This window comes from Myxococcus sp. XM-1-1-1, assembly GCF_020037095.1.
GTDB lineage: Bacteria > Myxococcota > Myxococcia > Myxococcales > Myxococcaceae > Myxococcus > Myxococcus fulvus.
The window spans coordinates 271,374-292,240 of sequence record NZ_JAIQDH010000005.1 but is presented as its reverse complement, the minus strand read 5'-3'; the positions used below and the strand labels follow the sequence as shown (position 1 = coordinate 292,240).

At 71.4% G+C, this 20,867-nt stretch carries 7 protein-coding genes; all 7 read right to left on the bottom strand.

Annotated features, from left to right (window positions below):
* Positions 1-4 precede the first annotated feature (4 nt).
* The 7 genes from K8640_RS42855 to K8640_RS13445 all read right to left on the bottom strand — a co-directional run bounded on the left by K8640_RS42855 (position 5) and on the right by K8640_RS13445 (position 20,847).
* Positions 5-2,806, bottom strand: a complete 2,802-nt coding sequence (locus tag K8640_RS42855; RefSeq protein WP_305070655.1) for an SDR family NAD(P)-dependent oxidoreductase — start codon at positions 2,804-2,806, stop codon at positions 5-7.
* 95 nt (positions 2,807-2,901) lie between these two features.
* Entirely contained in the window at positions 2,902-3,384 is a 483-nt protein-coding gene (locus K8640_RS13470; RefSeq protein WP_223747406.1) for a hypothetical protein, read from the bottom strand.
* 2 nt (positions 3,385-3,386) lie between these two features.
* Entirely contained in the window at positions 3,387-4,526 is a 1,140-nt protein-coding gene (locus K8640_RS13465) for an ArsA family ATPase (protein WP_223747405.1), read from the bottom strand.
* On the bottom strand, positions 4,526-5,626 hold the full coding sequence (locus K8640_RS13460; RefSeq protein ID WP_223747404.1) for a patatin-like phospholipase family protein: 1,101 nt from the start codon (positions 5,624-5,626) through the stop codon (positions 4,526-4,528). Before K8640_RS13460 ends, K8640_RS13465 begins: the two co-directional genes overlap by 1 nt.
* Positions 5,626-9,921: an amino acid adenylation domain-containing protein gene (locus K8640_RS13455; protein ID WP_223747403.1), complete on the bottom strand. Its 4,296-nt coding sequence runs from the start codon at positions 9,919-9,921 to the stop codon at positions 5,626-5,628. Before K8640_RS13455 ends, K8640_RS13460 begins: the two co-directional genes overlap by 1 nt.
* Entirely contained in the window at positions 9,918-15,413 is a 5,496-nt protein-coding gene (locus K8640_RS13450) for a type I polyketide synthase (protein WP_223747402.1), read from the bottom strand. Before K8640_RS13450 ends, K8640_RS13455 begins: the two co-directional genes overlap by 4 nt.
* Positions 15,414-15,420: 7 nt before the next feature.
* On the bottom strand, positions 15,421-20,847 hold the full coding sequence (locus K8640_RS13445; protein ID WP_223747479.1) for a type I polyketide synthase: 5,427 nt from the start codon (positions 20,845-20,847) through the stop codon (positions 15,421-15,423).
* Positions 20,848-20,867: the final 20 nt, after the last annotated feature.

Here is a 20,867-nt window from a genome sequence, read left to right as displayed (position 1 = left end):
AATCTCAACGCAGGGCTTCGTAGAGAGAACCCGACAGCTCACCGATGCTCTTGCCCCCCAACAGCTCCTGGAGGGGGAACTCCACCCGCAGCTCCGCGTGCAGCAGCTTCTTGAGCTCCACGCCCATCAGGGAGTCGAGCCCCAGCTCATGCAGCGACTGCTCCGGCTCCGGGAGCTGGGTGACGCCCAGCTCCAGCACCTTCGCCACCCGCGCGCGGAACCACTCGAGCACCGCGCTCCGCCCGTCCTCCGCGGAGCCCTGGCGCACGCGGCGCAGCAGCTCGCGTCTCAGCTCCGCGCCCGCGTGACCCGCACCAGCATCCCCACCGAAGTCCGCGAACAACGGCGGAGGCCCGTCCCCCGGGAGGCCGCCGAGGAAGGTGGGCCAGTGGATGGGCATCACCCCCACCACCGCCGGCATCGGACCAAAGACCTGCTCCAGGATGGCGAACGCCTGCCTCGCAGGCACCAGGCCCACGCCGCGCTTGCGCATGCGCGCGTCCAGCGCCGCCTGGGCCTCGTCGCCGGGCTGTGTCCAGGCGCCCCAGCTCGAGCTCTGCCCTGGCAGGCCCTGGGAGCGTCGGTACTCGGCGAGCCCGTCCAGGAAGGCTGTCGCCGCCAGGTGGTTGCCCTGCCCCGAGGCGCCCATCAACGACGTGGACGAGGACAGCGAGAAGAAGAAGTCGAGCGGCGTGCCCGCGAGCCACCGGTGCAGGTTCCACGCACCGGCGACCTTGGCCGCGAACACCCGGCCCAGGCGCTCGCGCGTCTGGTGCACGAGGATGCCGTCGTCCACCTCCGTCGCCGCGTGGATGATGCCTCGCAGCGGCGGCATGCGCTTCGAGATGCCCGCCATCACGAAGTCGAGGTCCGAGTCCACCGACACACCCGCGAGCGAGATGATGGCCGCGCCCCGGGCCCGCATCTCCTTCACCTCCTCGGCGGACACGTCGCTCGCCCGCTTGCGCCCCAGGAGCACCAGGTTGCGCGCCCCGCGCTCCACCATCCACCGCGCCACCTGGAGGCCCAGTCCGCCCAGCCCTCCCGTCACCAGGTAGGTGGCGTCCGCCCTGAACTGAAGGCGTCCCGCGCCCTCCCAGTCCCACCGCCGATGCCGGGCCAGCCGCAGCACGTGGCGCCGCCCCTCGCGCAACAGGACCTGGTCCTCGTCGTCGCGGGAGCACAGCTCCGTCCACAGCGCCTGCGCTCCGTCCTCGAGGTCGCGCCGCGGATCCAGGTCGACCCGGCGGCAGTCGAGCTCCGGGTGCTCATAGGCGATCGCCTTCCCCAAGCCCCAGAGTGGAGCCCCCAGCAGGCCCGGGAGCCCACCCGTGTCGTCGGCGCGCTGGGCGCCCCGCGTGGCCATCCAGAGTGAAGGCGAGGCCGGGTGGCTCGCGCCCGCCGTGAGCAGGGCCTGGGCGAGGTACAGCAGGCCGCCGCACACATCGAGCGTCTCGTCCTGGAGCCGCGCGACGGTCAGCCCCTCCGGCTCCGGCACCTCGAGGCTCCACAGGTAGACGACCTGGGAAGGCACGAGCCCGGCGGCGGACAGCGCCTCCATCAACCGGAGGAAGGACTCCGGGTTCCGCGGGGGCACTTCGTAACCGCCGTCCTCGCGCTGTCGGAACACCTCGCCGCGGTGGACGAAGGTGCAGCGTCCCCCCGCCTCGCTCACGCGCCGCGAGAGCGCCTCGCCCAGGCCTCCCTTGTCCGCGAAGACCAGGCAGTGCCCGGGCGACGGGGTGGCTTCCTCCGCGGGCGGAGGGCTGGCGACGGGACGCCACGTGGGCGCATACACCCACGTGTGTGGCAGCTCGGCGTAGGGAGTCGCCGCCGTCAGCCTCTCGCGGTTCAGCGCCTCCAGCTGCCCTGACTCCATCCCACCGCGCCGCTCGGCGGTCAGCAGCAGATAGGCGGCCGCGCCGCCACGGAGCAGACCGCCCATCACCTCGTACGCGCGGGCCACCTGCGCACGCGCATCCTCGCCCCCCCAGCCCAGCTGCGACAGCCGCGCGTCCAGCTGGGGCTCGTGGAGGAAGTTCCCCATCTCCCGGGCCGCGTCCACGCAGTCCACGACGAGGAAGCCATTCGTGGTGAGCCAGACGGCCAGCTCCTCGATGAGCGGCAGCGACAGTCGCTCGACGTGCGGCGGCGCCAGGCCCGTCTTCAGGAACACGTCCCCGAGGACCAGTCGCCCCCCTTCGCGGACCTTCTTCCCCAGGGCCGCGAAGAGAGCCCGCCGGTCCTCCGGAGGGCCGAGGGCCTCCAGTCCGAAGGCGACATCGAAGCCCGGCTCCAGCGCGTCGGAGTCGAGCCCGCCCGTCACGACCTCGATGCGGCCCTCCAGCGCCTGGGCACGCACGCGCTCGCGGGCCGCCTCCACCTCTCGGGACGAGGATGCATGGCCGAAGATGCGGAACGTCCCGGGCCGTCGGGCCAGCGACACCCACTCGCGGCCTTCACCGCCGCCGAAGCCGAGGACCCGCTCGCACGCGGTGAGGTCCACCGACCGGAACAGCACCCCGCGCAGCTCGCGGTGCGCGTCCTCCAGGAGCCGGGCCTGCTCGTACGTCCGCGTCCCTCGCGCCGCGAGCACCCAGGAGAACTCCGCGGCGACCTCCGGGAACGGCGCCAACGTCGCGAAGTCCTCCGTCCCCTCCTGGAGCAACACGTCCAGGCCAGGACGCGGACCCACCGCACGAGGTGCCGGGGCCCGCTTCAGCGCCAGCTCCAGCAGCGCCCTGCGCTCGGGTGAAAGCGCGGCGAGTCGCTCCGCGAGGATACGTCCCTGTCCCTCTTGTTCCATGAGACCGCCTCCTCGACGACACCTCGCCCGTGGTGGGACAGCGCCCACCGACGTGGCGAGGAAGACCGTGGATGCACGACGCGGACGACGTGGACTCAGGTGAGCGAAATCTTCTCCGGACCCGTGGTGCCGGGACGGCTGCCCGGCTCACCTTCCGTGCTCCTGGGGCGCTCCACCGCGCCATGGGTGGTGTGAGCCGGAGGACACGCGGCGTCGGGCCCATGGGCGTGAGCGACCCGCTCTCCGCGGAGCTTCGCGCTGGCCTCCTCCATCATCTGCTTGATGGTCATCATGCGCGGGCTGAGCGGCGACTCCGCGCACGAGGCCGCCGCACCGGCGACGCCCGGCCGGTACTCGCCCCGGATGGCCGAGTCGATGTGCTCCAGCTCGTGGATCTGCGCCTGGAGCAGGTGGGAGACCCCTTGCAGCACGTCCTTCTTCGCGCGGAAGAGCTGCTGGATGAAGCCCTTCCCTCCTGGAATCACGGCATCGACGACCTCCGCGACGCGGGCGCCTTCCTCGGGCTGCGTCTCCAACCGGAAGAAGTCCTTCGGCAAACGTCTGTTCTGCCAGACCATGTTCAAACCCTCTCTTTCTTGAACTCGACGACGAGTCTGTCGCCCTCCAGGCTCGCCCCGGCGGTGGCGAGTGGCGCGACCATCCTGGGGAGCAGGACATTGCGCCGGAGGGCACCTACCTGGATGACGAGCTCCGCCTCGCGCCGGGAGAGCGAGACCTCTTCCTTGCGCGCGAAGGGGAGCTGGACCTCCAGCCTGTACACATCCACGGCCTGCTTGCCGACGCCAACGCTGGGAGGCGTGCTCCCGAGCCGCGCCGGATCTTCGCCTCGGTACAGCAGCGTCGCGAAGGCCTCGAGCGCCTCCTCCCCGACGATGTCCCGCCCCTGGAGCGCAATCCCTGTCACCGGGATGGAGCCGACCAGGTGCTGGAGGTTCTCGACCGCCGGGTGCCGTGCGAGGGCCGCATCCTCCCCCACCAGCGCGAGGCGATTGAGGATGATTCCATCCAGGGCAAGACCTTGCAGACCGAACGCCGAGCAGGCCCTCCGGAGGCCCTGCTCGGTCCGGTGGTCATGCGTCGTCACCCACCGCACGCGCGTCACCGTGGGGTCTCGCAGCAGCGCGCCCACGTCCGTCAGCTTGTCGCTGACCGAGTGGAGGACATCCGGGTCCACGCGCGACGGCCGTGCCCGCCGAGCGCTCTGCTCCGGAGCCCTCGACCTGCGCGCATACCAGCCCACGGCGTCCGCGCCGCCGACGAAGCGCGGCGCGTCTCCCGCATCGATGACGATGAGGTCGTACGTCCGCGCGCGGCTGTGCTCGCCGAGCAGGAGGAGCGCCAGCAGCACCTCCACCCCCGGAGCGAGCGCCACCTCCTCCGCGGTCACGCCCTCCAGGCCACCACCGAGCAGCGCGGCCACCTCGCCGCGGCCCTCGCTCCAGCGGCGCTTCAGCTCCGACATGACGTCGAGCTCCTGAAGGTGCAGCCGGTCATCGACGCGAACGGGCAGCCCCCGGGCCTCCGGGAGCACCGGCGCCACCAGGCCGAAGGCCCCACGCAGGTCTCGTGAGGAGTCGAAGGAAAAGACCAACGTGCGCTGGCCCCGACGCGAGGCCGCAAGGCCCGTCGCCGCCGCCACCGTCGTCCGGCCCGCGCCGCCGCTCCCCGAGACCAGCAGGACTTGCGTCGTCTCAGCCATCAGGTCCCCACCTGTGAGGGCTGCGTGTCCTGCCGCGAGTCCCCCAGCCAGCCGGACTTCTCGAGCCAGTGCCGCGTGCGCTGGAGCTGGTCCATGGTGGACTGCTGACTCAGCAGTTGGACGAGCGCCGCCTCCACATGCTTCGCGTCGTATGCGGAGATGCGCTGCTCCACGATGGGGTCCAGCCGGAAGTACTTCTTCCGGAGGATCATCCGGCACTGGTAGTTCACCGCGTCCGAGCCCGCCTCCAGCAACATCTTCACCAGCACCATCGGGTCTCGGGTGTCCAACAGCCACCGGGCGAAGCCCCAGTTGGACTCACCGCTCCGGAAGGTGGGCGAGAGGAAGGAGGACATGATGCCGTTGCCCATGGACAGCACCAGGATGGAGTCCAGGCTGGGCGGCTCGGTCGCCAGCGTGTCCACCTGCTCATGCTTGTTCTTGCGGGAGCTGTTGTTGATGGCCTGGGCCAGCCCCACGAGCGAGGGATTGTTGGCGTACAGCCCGCCATCCACGTAGCCGCTGCCCCGCTCCTTGAGCCCCTGATAGATGGGATAGGAGAGCGGCGGCGAGCCGCTGCGCATCAGGACGTCGATGAGCAGCTCATTCATGTCCGGGTCGTTCTCCGGACCCGTGTTGTGGAAGATCTTCGATTTCCACGTCCGCACGCCCTTGCGCTGTCCGTCGAGCTGGAAGCTCGGGATGACGACCTTGCGCTTCAGATCGCCCAGCCGCGTCGTCATCCCGAAGTAGCCGCCCAGGAAGTCGCGCATGTAGTTCGAGTCGAGGAAGGAGCTGGCGCCCGTCAGGGCCAGCAGCGTGCGTCCCAGGGAGACGCCCTTCCTGTTCATGGCGACGGCCTCGCCCCAGAACTGGAGGCTCTTGTCGTAGGCGCTGTCCGGGTCCGCCGCGCTGGCGAAGAAGGCCGCGTTGAACGAGCCCGCGGAGGTGCCCACGAAGAGGTCCACCTGATTGAGCAGGGCCCGTCGGTCTCCTCCCGCGTCGAGCGTCTGTCGGAGCGCTCCGAGCATGCCCGTGGTGACGTAGCCCTCCCCTCCACTGATGGAGGAACCATCCATTGACAGGATCCGGTGCGGCATCACGCGACCTCCTTCGAGAACTGCGCCTTCCACCCATTCGCGGGCAGGAGCGCCCGAGAAGGTTCTTGTCCGGGCACTCCGGGCAGGGCCGCGTCCAGGCATTGCTGGAGTCGCGAGGCCAGCACCGCGGCGTTCTTCTCATCCATGACGAGTGTCATGTGATTGCCGGGGACCACGATGACCTGCAAGCCATTGGGCGCGAACCTGCGCACGCTGTCGACCAGCGAATCCCGCCCCTGGCTCGGGGGCTCGGCCCGGAAGAGCGTGGCGCGGCCCCCGTACGCGGTGAAGGTGTAGGAGCGCTCCGCCCGCAGGGTGACCAACATGTTCCGCGCCGTTCGCGACACGTCCTTCAGGAACCTGCGCAGGTACGTGCGCTGCCCGCCCGAGTCCTTGCGCCAGAGGTCCTTGGGCGTCTCCGGGAGGCTGATGCCCATCCACTCGCCCACGAGCCGGAGGTTCTCGTAGTCCCGCGGCAGCGGCGTCTGCGCCAGCACCTTCACCAGCTGCGAGCCCGTGGAGACCGCCTGCCGGAGGTCCTGACTGTCCTGCGCGGCCTTGCGGTCGAGCGAGGCGCCATCAATCAGGCCGAGCAGCGCGACCTGCTCTCCCTGCGCCTCGAGCTGGCGCGCCATCTCGCACACGATGATGCCGCCGAAGGACCACCCCGCGAGGCGATACGGCCCCCGAGGCTGCATCCGCCGCATGATGTCCACGTAGTGCGCCGCCGCCTCCTCGATGGTGGCCCTGGGGGCGCTGTCGTCCAGCAGCCCCGGCATCTGGAAGCCGAAGACGGGCTGCTCGGGACTCAGGTGGCGGGTGAGCGAGACATAGACGGCGGGATTGCCCGCGGAGGGAGGCGCGACGAACAGCGGCGGGTTGCGCCCCTGGGGCCTCAGCGCCACCACGCCCTCGGGCAGGCGCGGCGCGAGCACTCCGGCCTGCGCGTCGACCCACCGGGCGAGTCCCTCCACCGTGGGTCGCTCGAAGAGTTCGTTGAGGGGGACCTCCACGTCCAGCACGCTCCGGATGCGCGCGATGAGGGTGACGGCGAGCAGCGAGTGCCCACCCAGGTCGAAGAAGCTGTCGCCGGGAGCCACGGCGTCGAGCCCCAGCAGCTCGCGGAAGAGGGCCTGGAGCTTTCGCTCCGTGTCGGTCAGCACGCCGGATTCGCGCACGGCGAGGCCCCGGGTCCGTGGCCCTGCCTCCGCGCTGGGAAGCGCCTTGCGGTCGACCTTGCCGCTGGGCGTGAGCGGCAGCACGTCGAGGATGAGGAGGACCGACGGGCGCATGTACTCGGGGAGCTCTCCCTGGAGGAACTCGCGCAGCACGCGCTCCAGGTCCTCACCCGGCGGTCGCGGCTCCGAGGGCTGGACGTAGGCGACGAGGCGCGGCTCCTGTCCCGGAGCGCGCTGCAACACCACGGCGGCGTGGGTGACCCTCGGGTGTCGCGCGAGGGCGGCCTCCACCTCTCCGGACTCGACGCGGTGACCACGAATCTTGAGCTGGTCGTCCAACCGCCCCAGGAACTCGAGCGTGCCGTCCGGCAGATACCGGGCCAGATCTCCCGTGCGATACAGCCGCGCGCCCGCCTCGAAGGGGTCGGGCACGAAGCGCTCGGCTGTCAGGTCCGGGCGCCCCAGGTATCCCCGGGCCAGCCCCACGCCGCCGATGTACAGCTCCCCCGACACGCCGACGGCCACCGGCTGCCCCCAGCGGTCCAGGACATACAGCGCGGTGTTCGAGATGGGCTTGCCGATGGGGATGCGCTCGGGGAGCGCGCCGCCGTCCGCGGGCACGTCGTGGAAGCAGCACGCCACGGCGGCCTCCGTGGGGCCGTACTCGTTGATGACGCGCGTGGGGAGGCGCAAGGCACGCCACGTCTCCAGGTCTCCACCGTGGAGTCCCTCGCCACCGAGGACGACCGCATGGGTGCGCTCCAGCACCTCGCGCAGCCGCCCCAGCCCGTCGAACGCGCGCAGGTGCGAGGGCGTCAGCTTGATGAAGCTGAAGCCCTGCTCGGGGTAGTCCCTGGAGGACAGCAGGTCCAGCTCCCGCCCCCGTGGCAGCAGGAACAGCGCTCGGCCCGAGATGAGCGGCGCGAAGAGGCTGGTCAGCGTGCCGTCGAAGCTGATGGACCCGAGCACCGGGCTCCCCGTGCCCTCGTCGAGCCGGTACGTCCGCACGCTCCACTTCAGATAGTTGACGATGCTCCGGTGCGTGACCTCCGTGCCCTTCGGCTGGCCCGTGGAGCCGGAGGTGTAGAGGACGTAGGCCAGGTGGTCCGGGGTGACGTCACGGCGCAGGCACACACCGGTGGCGTCCGGGAGCCGCTCCGCCGCCGCGTCCACGTGGAGGACCGTCATGCCGGCCTCCAGCTCCGGGTGTGTCCCGGAGGTGAGCAGCACCCGCGGACGGGCGTCGTCGAGGATGCGCCGCAGTCGCGCGTGCGGCTCGTCGGGGTCGAGCGCGAGGAACACGCCGCCCGCCTTGAGCACCGCCAGCAGGCTCACGATGAGCCGGGGCGAGCGCTCCATGCAGAGGCCCACCCGCGTCTCGGGCCCCACGCCCAGCGCCTGCAGCGCCGCCGCGAGTCGGTCCGCGCGCTGGTCCAGCTCGCCATAGGTCAGCTCCCAGTCCCCCATGACGAGCGCGCAGGCGTCCGGCGTCCGCGCCGCGCGGGCCTCGAACAACGCGTGCAGGCACGGCCCGTCCGCGCCCTCCCCTCGCGTGTCGTTCCACTGCCGGAGGATGCGCTCGCGCGCGTCCGCGGGCAGCAACGGGAGCTCGCCCACCGGGCGCTGGGGCTCGGTGAGCAACCCCCGCAGCAGTTGCTGGAAGCAGTCCGCGTAGTGCTGGACGGTGCCCTGGTCGAAGAGGCCCCGGTTGAACACGAAGCGCACCGTGAGCCGGTCGCCGTGGTCCTCCACGAAGAGGTCCAGGTCGAAGCGCGAGGTGGTGGTCTCGAACTCGAGCGGGAGGATGTTCATCCCGCTCGGCGCCGGCGTGCCTTCCATGGCCCGCGTCCACGAGAACACGGTCTGGAACAGGGGATTGTAGCCGGGGTTGCGCGGGGGCTTCAGCTCCTCGACGAGCAGGTCGAAGGGCAGGTCCTGATGAGCGAAGGCGTCGAGCACCACCTCCCGGACGCGCTTCACCACGGTGGAGAAGTCCGGACGGCCCCCCAGGTCCACTCGCATCACCAGGTTGTCGACGAAGAAGCCCACCAGCGGCTCCAGCTCGGTGCGGGTCCGGTTGATGGAGTTCGCGCCGATGACCAGGTCCTCCTGTCCGGTGAGCCGGTGCAGCAGGACGAAGAAGGCGCCCAGCATGCCCATGAAGGGTGTGGCGTTGGCCGCATGGCTCAGGGTCTTCAGCGCCTCGGTGAGCGGGGCCTCCACCTCGAGGCGGACCTCGCCTCCCGCATAGGTCCGCACCCGGGGACGCGGGCGGTCCGTGGGGAGCTCCAGCAGCGGAGGCATCCCGGCCAGTCGCCGCTTCCAGGCGTCCACCAGCTCGCGGCGGACCTCGCCCCGCAGGTGCCCCCGCTGCCAGATGGCGAAATCGGAGTACTGCAGCGGCAAGGGAGGCAGAGGAGAGGGCCGCCCCTGGACGAAGGCCGCGTAGAGGGCCGTCAGCTCGTGGATGATGAGGCCGCGCGCCCAGACATCCGCCGAGATGTGATGCAGGCAGGCCTGGACGTACTGGCCTTGGGGCCCCCGGTCGACCACGAGGACGCGGATCAACGGGCCCTCGGACAAATCGAAGGGCCGCTCCCCTTCGCGGCGCAGGAACGCCTCCGTGCCCGAGGGCTCGTGGGCGAACACCTCCGCCTCCTGCATCACCTCGAACTCGAGCCGTGGCTCGGGGTCGACGAGCTGCACCGGGACGCCCTCCTGCTCGGCGTAGCGTGTGCGGAGGATTTCGTGACGGCGGACGATCTCGACGAAGCAGCGCTCCAGGATCCCCACGTCGAGATGTCCCTCGACCCGCATGGGCATCACCAGGTTGTAGCTGGCGCCTCCGGGTTCGAGCCGGTCGAGGAACCACAGCCGCTGCTGTCCGAACGACAGCGGGGCTGGCCCCGTGCGCTCGACGGGGGTGATGGGGCGCTCCTCGTCCACCCGCTGGCGCTCTCTCAGCAGCGCCAGCAGCTCCTGCTTGTGCTCGGCGAGCACCTTCAGGAGCTCCTCGCCCGCGGCCCCCTTCGGGCCTCGGAGCTTCAATTGCTCGCCCTCGGCACGGACCTCGAGGCCCCGCCGATTCAGCTCGGCGAGCAGCTCACCCATCCTCATAGCGTCAGCTCCTCGACCTCGGACTGCGCGGCGGAGACGGGGACACGCGCGAGCAGCTCGCTGAGCTCGAGCTGCTCGTGCAGCGCATCCACGATTCCGGCGACACCGGTGCCGTCGATGAAGCGGGCCATGGGCAGGTCCACCCCCAGCTCGCGGCCCATGCGGTTCTTCAGCTCGACGGCGCGCAGCGAGTCGAGCCCCATCTCGTTGAGGGAGATCTTCTTCTGGAGCACCTCGTGCTCCGGCGGGAACCCGAGCAACGGCGCCAACCGGCCCCGCACGTAGTGCGTCAGGAGCCCTCGCCGACGCGCGCCATCCGAGCGCGTGAACTCCTCCAGCAGCTCCACCATCCGGCCCGTGCCGGCGGAGGGCGCCTTCTCACGCGCCGCCAGCTCGGAGAACAGGGGGCCGTGGACCTCGGAGAGCGAAGCCCCCTGCGTGGAGGGGTCGAAGGGCAGCACCCCCACCTGCGCGACCTCCCGGCCCAGCAGCTCCTCGAGCAAACGCAACGCCCGCTGGGGCTGAAGGCCCGTGACATCCGCTGTCGCCGTGCGTCCCCTCGCCTTCTGGGCCATTCCCTCGCCAGCCCACTGTCCCCAGTTGACGCTGAGCGCGGGCAGCGCCTTCGCGCGGCGGTGGTGCGCCAGCGCGTCGAGGAAGGTGTTGGCGGCCATGTAGTTGGCCTGCCCGGCGACGCCGACGAGCGACGCCGCGGACGAGTACAGGACGAAGAGGTCGAGCGGCAGCCCAACCGTCGCGTGATGCAGGTTCCACGCGCCCATCACCTTGGGCGCGAGCACACGCTCCAGACGCTCCCGGTCCTGCCGCAGGAACACGCCGTCCTCCAGCACGCCCGCAGCGTGGAAGATGCCTCGCAGCCGGGTGCCTCTCCCGGCGAGGTCCTCCAGGACGCGCCGCACGTCGTCCAGGCGCGAGACATCCGCACGCGCCACCGTGACCTCACAGCCGCGCGCGCCCAGCTCGTCGAGTCGCGGCTTCGTCGCGTCTGTCGGTGCGCCTCGGCCGACCAGGACCAGGTGACGGGCGCCGGCTTCCACCAACCACGCGGCGGTGGCGAGCCCGAGCGCGCCCAAGCCTCCGGTGATGAGATACGCGCCATCGGCGTGCACACCCATCGGGCGGGGGGTGTTCGACGGCGCGACGGGCCGCGTGAGCCGAGCGCCAAGGAGCCGAGCGCCTCGAAGCGCCAGCAGGTTCTCCCCTGTCACGCGGGTCATCCGCTCGAACAACCGCGAGGCGGCGTCCTCGCCGTCGTCCAGGTCCACCAACCGGCACCCCAGCTCCGGATGTTCGATGGCGGCCGCGCGTCCCAGTCCCCAGAGCATCGACTGCGCGAGGCCATCCACGGTGTCCCCTGGTGCGGCCGCGACGGCGCCTCGGCTCACCAGCCACAGCGCCGGCCGCTGGGCCCAGCTCGCGCGCGCCATGGCCTGCACGAGGTGGAGGACGCCCGTCGCGCTCCGTGCGGTTGCCCCCATGAGGGAATCCGGTGAGAGCGCTTCGGCCCGGCGCTCGTCGAGCCCCCAGAGGCAGACGACCGTCGTCGGCGCGGCCCCCTCATCGGACAGCGCCTGGAGGAGTCGGACGAAGCCGTCTGGATCGCTCGGGTCGACATGGACGCGGCCCGGCTCCTCGCTCGCGTCCGGCGTCACCCAGACACATGTTCCACCGTGACGCTGGACCTGCGCCTTCAGGCCCTCCGCGACGCCGCCCGAGTCCGCGAGCAACAACCAACGCTGGGTCTGGAGGGAAGCCGGTGTCCGGGTCGGAGGAGAATCCAGCTCGCGCCACGCCAGCTCGAGGAGCAGCTCCCGCGTGGAGCCGGAGAGGGACGTCGAGAGCGCTCGCCGGTCGATGCGCTTCAGCAGCAGCCCCTCGACCTCGGCGATGACCTCCCCTGTCTCCCCGAGGATGCGCAGGTCGATGCTCAAGAGCTCATCGGAGGCGGAGGCTCGCTCGTCGTGGCGTGCGTGGACCCAGGCGCTGCTCCCGGGCTTCTTGAACCAGCGCAGGCGCTGGATGGCGACCGGCATCCGTTGGCGGTGGTCCCGTGCCTCGCTGGCCTCCTCCATGAACAGGGCCGCGACGGTCTGGAAGCAGGCGTCGAGGATGAGCGGATGCAGCCGGTACTCGCCCATCCCGATGACCTGGTTGTCGGGCAGCCGGACATGGGCGAGGCAGGCGTTCTTCCCGAACCTCAGCGCATCGATGGCACGGAACGACGGGCCGTACTCGATGCCATGGCGCGCCATCAGCGCGTAGAACGGCTCGACCGGTCGCGGCGGGGAGAAGCGCGCGAGCAGCCCGGCCTCCAGCTCGACGTGTCGCGCGGACTCGCGATGCTCCGCGAGATAACCATGGGCGAGGCGGGCCCAGTCCCCCTCGGCGCCCGTCGTCTCCTGACTGTAGATCTCGAAGTGCGTGCGCCCTTCCCCTGGCGTCAGCACCGTCTGGACCTCACGGCCCTCGGCCTCGCCGAGCACGAGCGGGCGCTCCAGCTCGAACGAGAGCACGTCGAACGACGCCTCCGGCGAAGCCGTGAAGTGCGCGGCCCCCAGCGCCATCTCGACGTAGCAGGCGGCCGGCAGCACCGTCGCGCCGAAGACCCGATGCTCGGCGAGGAACGAGGGCTCCCGGATACCCAGGCGCGCCGCGAAGCGCGTCCCCTTCGTCCCCGCGAGTGACAACGGTGCGCCCGCGAGCAGAGGGGAACTGGCGCGAGCCGTCCTCCGCTCCGCCATGGAGCCCCCCGTCGGGGAGTCGATCCAATAGCGCTCGCGACGGAAGGGGTACGTCGGGAGGGTGACGGACCGCCGCTCGAAGGGTGCATCGAACGCGCTCCAGTCCACCTCGAAGCCCCGCTCGTAGAGAGTGCCCAGGACGGTGAGCAGCTGCGCTGTCTCGCCAGAGGAGGGACGCAGGCTCGGAAGCCAGCTCAGCTCATCCGCATGGGGGTAGCTGCGCAGACCGAGGCCGGTGAGGACCGGCGTGGGCCCCACCTCCAGGAACGTGCGGTGCTTCTGTTCACGCAATGTCTCCAGCGCGTCGGCGAAGCGGACGGGCTCGCGCAGGTGGCGGCACCAGTACGCGGGTCGGGTCAGCGCCTCCGAGACGAGCCCGCCCTCCAGCGTGGAGACGAAGGGGAGCCGTGGCGCTGCGAGCGCCACCCCGTCGAAGCACGCCTCGAACGCCGTCACCACCGGCTCCATGAGCGGCGAGTGGAAGGCGTGGGTGACGGACAGCGGCCTGCAGCCGATGCCCTCACGCGACAGACGCGCCGCGACCTCGGAGAGCGCCGCGCGGTCTCCGGAGATGACCAGGTCCTGAGGACCGTTGACCGCCGCGAGCGAGATGAGCTGGGAGAGCGGCGCGAGCGTCGGAGCAAGCACCTCCAGCGTGGCGTTGACGGCCAGCATCGCGCCCTCGCCCGGGGCCTCATGGATGAGCCGGGAGCGCGCGACGACCAGCTTCAGCGCGTCCTCGATGGACAGGACTCCGGCGACCACGGCGGCCGCGTACTCGCCCAGGCTGTGACCGACCACCGCTCCTGGGACGATGCCCCACGACGACCACAGCTCGCAGAGCGCGTATTCGAGCGCCACGAGCGCGGGCTGGGCGTAGCGCGTGTCCGCGAGCAAGGAGGAGGACTGCTCGCCATGCAGGATGTCCTCGAGCCTGGGTTCGAGCAGCCCCTTCAGCGCCTCCGAGCACCGCTGCACCGCCGCATGGAACACGGGCCAGGTCTGCGCGAGCTCGCGCCCCACCCCGGGACGCAGCGAGCCCTGCCCCGTGAACAGGAAGACCGGCCTCGGGCCCTCCGTCCCCCGTCGAGGCTCGCGATGTGGCTGGGTCCTCCCCGCGCCCAGACGCGACAGGCCCGCCCGGAGCTCGGCCGCGTTCGCGCCCGAGACCGCCGCGCGGTGCTCGAAGTGGGAGCGACCGACGTTGGCCGTGTAGCACCAGTCTCCGAGCATTTCGCCCTCGTCGGGCAGCGTGGACGCATGCACCTCCACCAGCGCCTCGAGCGCGGCCTCGGTCTTGGCCGACAGGGTCAGCAGGTGGACGGGGCGCTCACGCACCACCGGAGGGCGAGGCAGCAGCGGGGCCTCCTCCACCACGAGGTGCACGTTGGTGCCGCTGAAGCCGAAGCTGCTCAGGCCCGCGAGCCGCCGCTGTTCCCCTCGCGGCCAGGGCTGCAGCGCGGTGGGGATGACCACCGGCAGGTCCTCCCAGCGGATGTTCGGGTTCGGCCGCGAGAAGTGGAGGTGCGCGGGGATGGCCTCGTGCCGCAAGGCCAGCAGCACCTTGATGAGCCCCGCGATTCCGGCCGCGGCCTCCAGGTGTCCGATGTTCGTCTTCACGGAGCCGACGAACAGCGGCGAGGCTCGCGCGGGCGCGCGGCCGAAGACCGAGCGGAGCGCCTCCATCTCGATGGGGTCGCCGAGCGACGTCCCCGTGCCGTGGGCCTCGACGTAGCCCACCTGCTCGGGCTCCACGCCGCAGCCCTCCAGCGCCATGCGGATGACGCGCTCCTGCGCGCGCCCGTTCGGCACCATCAAGCCGCTGCTGCGTCCATCGTGGTTGAGCGCCGATCCCCGGATGACGCCGAGGATGGGGTTGCCCTGGGCCAGCGCGTCCGACAGGCGCTTGAGCACGACGACGCCGCACCCTTCCCCGCGCGAGAAGCCATCCGCCGACGCATCGAAGGTCTTGCACCGACCATCGACCGCCAGCATCCGGTTCTGGCACTCGAACATCATGGTGATGGGGGACAGGCTCAGGCTGACGCCTCCCGCGAGGGCCAGGTCGCTCTCGTCGTTGCGCAGGCTCTGGCACGCCAGGTGGACGGCGACCGCGGAGGACGAGCACGCGGTGTCCACGGTGAGCGCCGGCCCCTGGAGGCCCAGCGTGTGGGCGATGCGCCCCGCCGCCATGGACGGGTAGTTGAGGGACGCGGAGTGCATCTCCACGCCCGCGGTGATGCCGAGCACGTTGTAGTCGTTGTGCATCAGCCCCACGAAGACACCGGTGCGGCTCCCGGTCAGCCCCGCTGGGGGGATGCCCGCGCGCTCCAGGGAGCGCCAGCACTCCTCGAGCAGCATGCGCTGCTGCGGATCCATGTCCTTCGCGTCGCGCGGAGGGATGCCGAAGAACGCGGGCTCGAACAGGTCGACGTTCTCGATGAAGGCGCCCCGGCGCGTGTACACCTTCCCCTTCGCGCCCGGCGTGGGGTCGTAGATTTCGTCGATGTTCCAGCGCTCGGGAGGCACCTCGCGGGTCGCATCGCCTCCCTCGCGGAGGAATTGCCAGAAGGTCTCCGGCAGCTCGCCTCCGCCAGGGAAGCGGCAGGACATGCCGACGACGGCGATGGGCTCCGCGGCCAGGAGGTCCTTCTTGGCGCGGAGCTGGTTCGCGAGATAGGCGAGCTTGACGGCCGGCAGCTCGCAGATGCGTGTCGGTAGTTTCGCCATCCGGTCCTCAGCGGGTGAGCGCGCTCACCAGCTCCTGGTCGATGAGTGAGGTGAGCTCCTGCTCCGACAGCGCCTGTATCTCCGCGGTCAATGCGTCCTCCCGCGTCGGGCCCTCCAGTGGCCGCTGGGCGGGCTCGCCCAGCCCCAGCTCTCCCGCGAGGTGCGTGACGAGCCCCGACACCGAGGGAAAATCGAAGACCAGCGTGGAGCGCAGGCTCTTGCCGAGGCTGCTCGCGAGCCGGTTCTTCAGCTCCACCGCCAGCAGTGAATCGAAGCCCAGGTCGAAGAGCCGCTCGCCACCGGAGAGCCGCTCCGACTCCGCCAGCCCCAACGTGCGTGCGACCTGCTCCGCCACGTGCTGGCGCAGCAGCTCCAACCTCCGGTTCGGCGCGGCCGCGTCCAGTCGCGCGCGGAAGGAAGGCGCCCGAGGCTCCATCGCCGCGCCTCCCAGCAGGCCCTGGAAGAAGGCCTGACGCGCGAGCCCCGGCCACTGCTCCGCGAGCCGGGTCCAGTCGATGGGGAAGACACCGAGCGAGGTGTACGCTCCCCCCATGAGGCGCTCCAGGACCTCCAGGCCCCGCTCCACCGGAATCGTCCCGAAGCCCAGGGCAGCGGGCGACCTCGCCGACGCCGGGCCCATTCGCGCGGCCATCCCCGTCTCTGCCCAGGAGCCCCAGTTGAGGGTCAGCGCGGGGCGCCCCTGCGCGCGCCGGAGCTGGGCCAGTGCATCGAGGAAGGCGTTCGCGGCGACGTAGTTGGACTGCCCCGGCGTTCCCAGCACCGAGGCCGCCGAGGAGAAGCAGACGAAGAAATCCAGCGGCATCCCGGCGGTGAGCACGTGAAGGTTCCACGCGCCCTGGACCTTGGGTGCCAGCACTTCGCGGAAGCGCTCCGCCGTCTGATGGGCCAGGGTGCCGTCGCGGAGGACTCCCGCGGCGTGGAAGAGTCCTCGCAGCGGAGGAGCGTCGTTCAGCTGGGCCAGGGCCGCCGCGAGCTCGTCGCGAGAAGCCAGGTCCGCCAGGGCCACACGGATGTGGACGCCTCGCGCCGTCAGCGCGTCGAGCTGCCGCTGGGTCTCCGCCGATGGCCCATGCCGCCCCAGCAGGATGAGGTGTCGCGCGCCCCGGTCCGCCAGCCATCCCGCGAGTCGGAGTCCAAGCCCGCCCAGTCCACCCGCGACGAGGTAGGACGCGTCCGAGGAGAGCTCCAGCTTCCGCGTCACCGCGCGAGCGCGGGCGCGCTCCAAGCGAGCGACGGACAAGCCCTCCGCGCGCACGGATACCTGCTGCTCCTGCTCGGCCAGCGCGAACGCACGCAGGCAGGCCTCGGCCTCCCCGTTGACGGGCGCACCGGGGAGGTCGACCCGGAGGCAGCGCAGCTCCGGCAGCTCCGTGGACACCGCCTGCCCGAGGCCCCACAGCGGCGCCTGCGCGATGCGCGGCTCGTGGGCATCGGAGGACAGCGCTTGAGTGCCTCGGGTGATGAGCATCAACCGGGGCGTCCAGGAAGCTCGCGCCAGGGCCTGCACCAGGTGCAGCGCGCCCTCGCAGCTCGCCCCCTCTTCATCGTCACCCCACAGGTACACGAGGCCGTGCGGAGCCGCGCCGTGCCACTGCGAGAACAGGCGGTCGAAGTGGTCGGGCCTCGCGGGGTCCACGGAGAGGCCCTTGCGTACGCGGGTGACTCGGGCACCCCGCTGTTCGAGCAGCGCGGCCAGCGAGTCCCCGACGCCCTCATCGCCGATGAAGACGACCCAGTGCTGCCCCGCCGGGCGCAGCTCGCCCTGGGAGGCACACGGGCGCCAGGTGACGAGGTACAGCCAGTCCTGCCAGTCCACATCGAGGCCGCGCAGCAACACCTCCCGCTCGGCCTTGCGGACGGAGAGCCCGGTGAGGGACGCGACCACGCTGCCGTCCTCGGCGCAGAGGGTCATGTCGGTGGTGGGGCGTTCCGTCGAGCCGGCCTGGGCGCGCTGCGAGGCGAAGGTCCAGAGGCGCGCGGGCAGGCGCTGGTAGAGGTCGAGGCGGTGGATGGCGACCGGGAGCAGCAGCGCGTCGTCTGGCGACAGGGGCGTGACGGCGGCCGCGGTCCGGAGGCACGCATCGAGCAGCGCCGGATGGGCGCGGTAGCCCACGCCACGCGCTTCCACCTCGCTGAAGGAGCACGCGGCCCCAGGCCCCCGGTGCAGCGACGACAGCACTCGCAGCGAGGGGCCGTAGTCGAGCCCGCGCTGACGAATCGCCTCGGAGAAGGCCTCGAGGTCGACGGGGCTGGGGCAGTCTTGCCGTCGTGCCTCCAGCGCCACCCGAGGCGGCGGCGTCGCACCGGGCGCGTGGACCCGACAGGTCAGGTGGGTGATCCAGGAGGAGCGCTCGCCCCGCCCTTCGTCCTCCCGGCTCATCACGGTGCACGTGAAGCCCGCGGCGCCCTGCTCCTCCAGGAGCGTCTGGACGACGCGCGTGCGCGACTCCGGCAGGACGAGCGGATGGTGGAGCGTCACCGCCTCCAGCGTCATGGACTCCGAGCCCGACACCTGCGCCACTGCCGAGACCACCATCTCCACGAAGGCCGCGGCGGGGACCACCGCCTTGCCGAACACGCGGTGGTCCTCCAGGAGTGGAAGGGCCCGCGCCTCCAGCTCTCGCGAGAAGACGGCGGTGCCTTCACGCAGCGCCACGGAGTCCCACCGCTCACCGAGCAGTGGATGCACCGCGGGCTTCGTGGGACGTGACCAGGGCGCGGGAACGTCCAGCCAGTGCCGCTGCCGCTCGAACGGATAGGTCGGAAGGGCGATGCGCCCGCGTGCGCCATCGACGCGCGCCAGGTCCACCGTCGCGCCACGCACGTAGAGCTCCGACACGGCGCGCAGCAGTCCCATCCGGTCCGAGCGACGCGGGTGCAGCGTCTCCAGCCACAGGGCGGATTCGGAGGCCGCGAGGTCTCGCGCGAGGTTCGACAGGACCGGCTTCGGACCCACCTCGAGGAAGGCGCGCACCCCACGCTGGAGGAGCGTGCGGAGTCCCTCCGCGAAGCGGACCGGCTCGCGGCAATGCCGGACCCAATAGTCCGGACACGTGAAGCCCTCCCCTGCCTCGGCGCCGTCGAGGTTGGAGATGAGGGACACCCGCGGCGCCTGGAGGCGCACACCGGCGACGACGCGCGCGAACGACTCCAACATCGGCTGCATCAGCGGCGAGTGGAACGCATGCGAGACCTTCAGGCGCTGGCTCTCGATGCCCTCGGCGGCCAGCTCGCGCGCGATGGCGTCGAGCGACTCCCGCGCTCCGGAGATGACCGTGTTCCTTGGCCCATTGAGCGCCGCCAGCGACACCCGCTCATGCCCCGCCACGGCTCGGAGGACTCGCGCTTCGTCGGTGAAGAGGGCCAGCATGGCGCCGCGCTCGGGCAGCGCCTGCATCAGCCGCGCGCGCTCGGCCACCAACGGGAGCCCGGCCTCGGCGGTCAGGGCGCCGGCGAAGATGGCGGCGGCATACTCACCGACGCTGTGCCCCAGGACCGCGTCGGCGTGGAGGCCCCACGAGCGCAGCAGACCGGCCACCGCCAGCTCGAGCGCCACGATTGCCGGCTGCGTGTACCGCGTCTCGTCCAGCGCGCCCGCGTCGCCCTGGAACAGCACCTCGGTCAGCGGCCGGTCGAGATGGGGGCGGAGGATCTCCTCGTAGTGGAGGAGGTCGCGACGGAAGCCCGGCTCCGTCTCGAACAGCTCCCGCCCCATGCCCACGTACTGGGCCCCCTGCCCGGTGAAGAGCCACGCGACGAGCGGCGCCTCCGGGCCTCGCTGCCCTTCGACCCAAGCGCCGGTGGTTCGGGACTCGCCACGGCTGAAGTCGCGCAGGGCGGCGGCCAGGTCCTCGGAGGTCGAGGCCACGAAGGCCACGCGCTCCTCCAGCGAGCTCCGGCTGACCCTCGCCGTGTGGCAGACCTGCGCGAGCGCATCCTCGCGCGCCCCGCCGAGCGCGTCCGCGAACGACGCCGCCAACCGGCGCAGGCTGCCGCTCGTGCGGGCCGAGAGCGTCAAGAGCTGCGGCAGGCGCGCGGTGGCCTGGACGGCCGCCTGTTCCGGACGCGGCGCGGACTCGAGGATGACGTGCGCGTTGGTGCCCGAGAACCCGAACGAGCTCACGGCCGCGAAGCGCGGCGCCTCGGCTCGCCAGTCGCGCCGCGCGGTGGGGACCTCGACGAAGAGCCGGCTCCAGTCGACGTGCGGCGTGGGGGTCCGCAAGTGGAGGTGGGGAGGAATCGCCTCGTTCGCCAGACACAGGGCGGCCTTCATCAGCCCCGCGATGCCCGCCGCGCCCTCCAGGTGGCCCAGGTTCGTCTTCACCGAGCCCACCATCAGGGGCTGCTCGCGCGTCGCCCTGTCCCCGTAGACCGCGGCGAGCGCCTCCAGCTCGATGGGATCACCGAGCGCCGTCCCGGTCCCATGGGCTTCGACGTAGCCCACGCGCGCCGCATCGACGCGCGCATCCCTCAGTGCCTCCGCGAGGACCTGTCGCTGCGCGAGCCCGTTCGGGACCGTCAACCCGCTGGTCCGGCCATCCTGGTTGACCGCCGAGCCGCGAATCACCGCGACGATGGGGTCCTTGTCCGCGAGGGCATCCGCGAGCCGCCGCAGGACGAGGAGGCCACAGCCCTCCCCTCTTCCCATCCCATTGGCCGCCGCATCGAAGGCCTTGCAGCGCCCGTCCACGGCGAGCATGTGCGCGCGCGACTCAATCAACGTCGCGACCGGCGACAGCACCAGGTTCACCCCGCCCACCAGCGCGAAGTCGACCTCGCGCTGGCGCAGCGAGCGGAGCGCGAGATGGACGGCGACCAGCGACGACGAGCACGCGGTGTCGACCGTGAGGCTCGGCCCCTGGAAGTCGAACGTGTACGACAGCCGCCCCGAGGCGACGCTCGCGCCATTGCCCGAGCCCGTGTGCGCGTCGATGAGCTCGGGGGACTGGGTGGCGAGCTGCGTGTAGTCCTGCCCCATCATCCCGATGAACACGCCCGTTCGGCTTCCTCGCAGGGAGCTCGGGTCGCGCCCCGCGCTCTCCAGGGCCTCCCAGGCGACCTCCAGCAGCAGCCGGTGCTGCGGGTCCATCCGCGCCGCCTCGCGCGGGGAGATGCCGAAGAACCGGGGCTCGAACTGGTCGATGTCCTCCAGGAACGCGCCGTGACGGCAGTAGACCTTCCCCGGCTGGTCGGGCTCGGGGTGATAGAAGGCCTCCGCGTCCCATCGCTCCTTGGGGACCTCGGTGACGGTGTCGACACCGTCGAGGAGCAGTCGCCAGTAGCGACCGGGAGTCGAGGCACCGCCCGGGAACCGGCATCCCATGCCGACGATGGCCAGGGCCTCATGCCGCTCGCGTGCGTGGGCGTCGAGCTGTGCCTGCGCCTCCTGGAGCTTCAGGAGCGCGCGCTTCATCAACTCCGCATGGTCTGCCT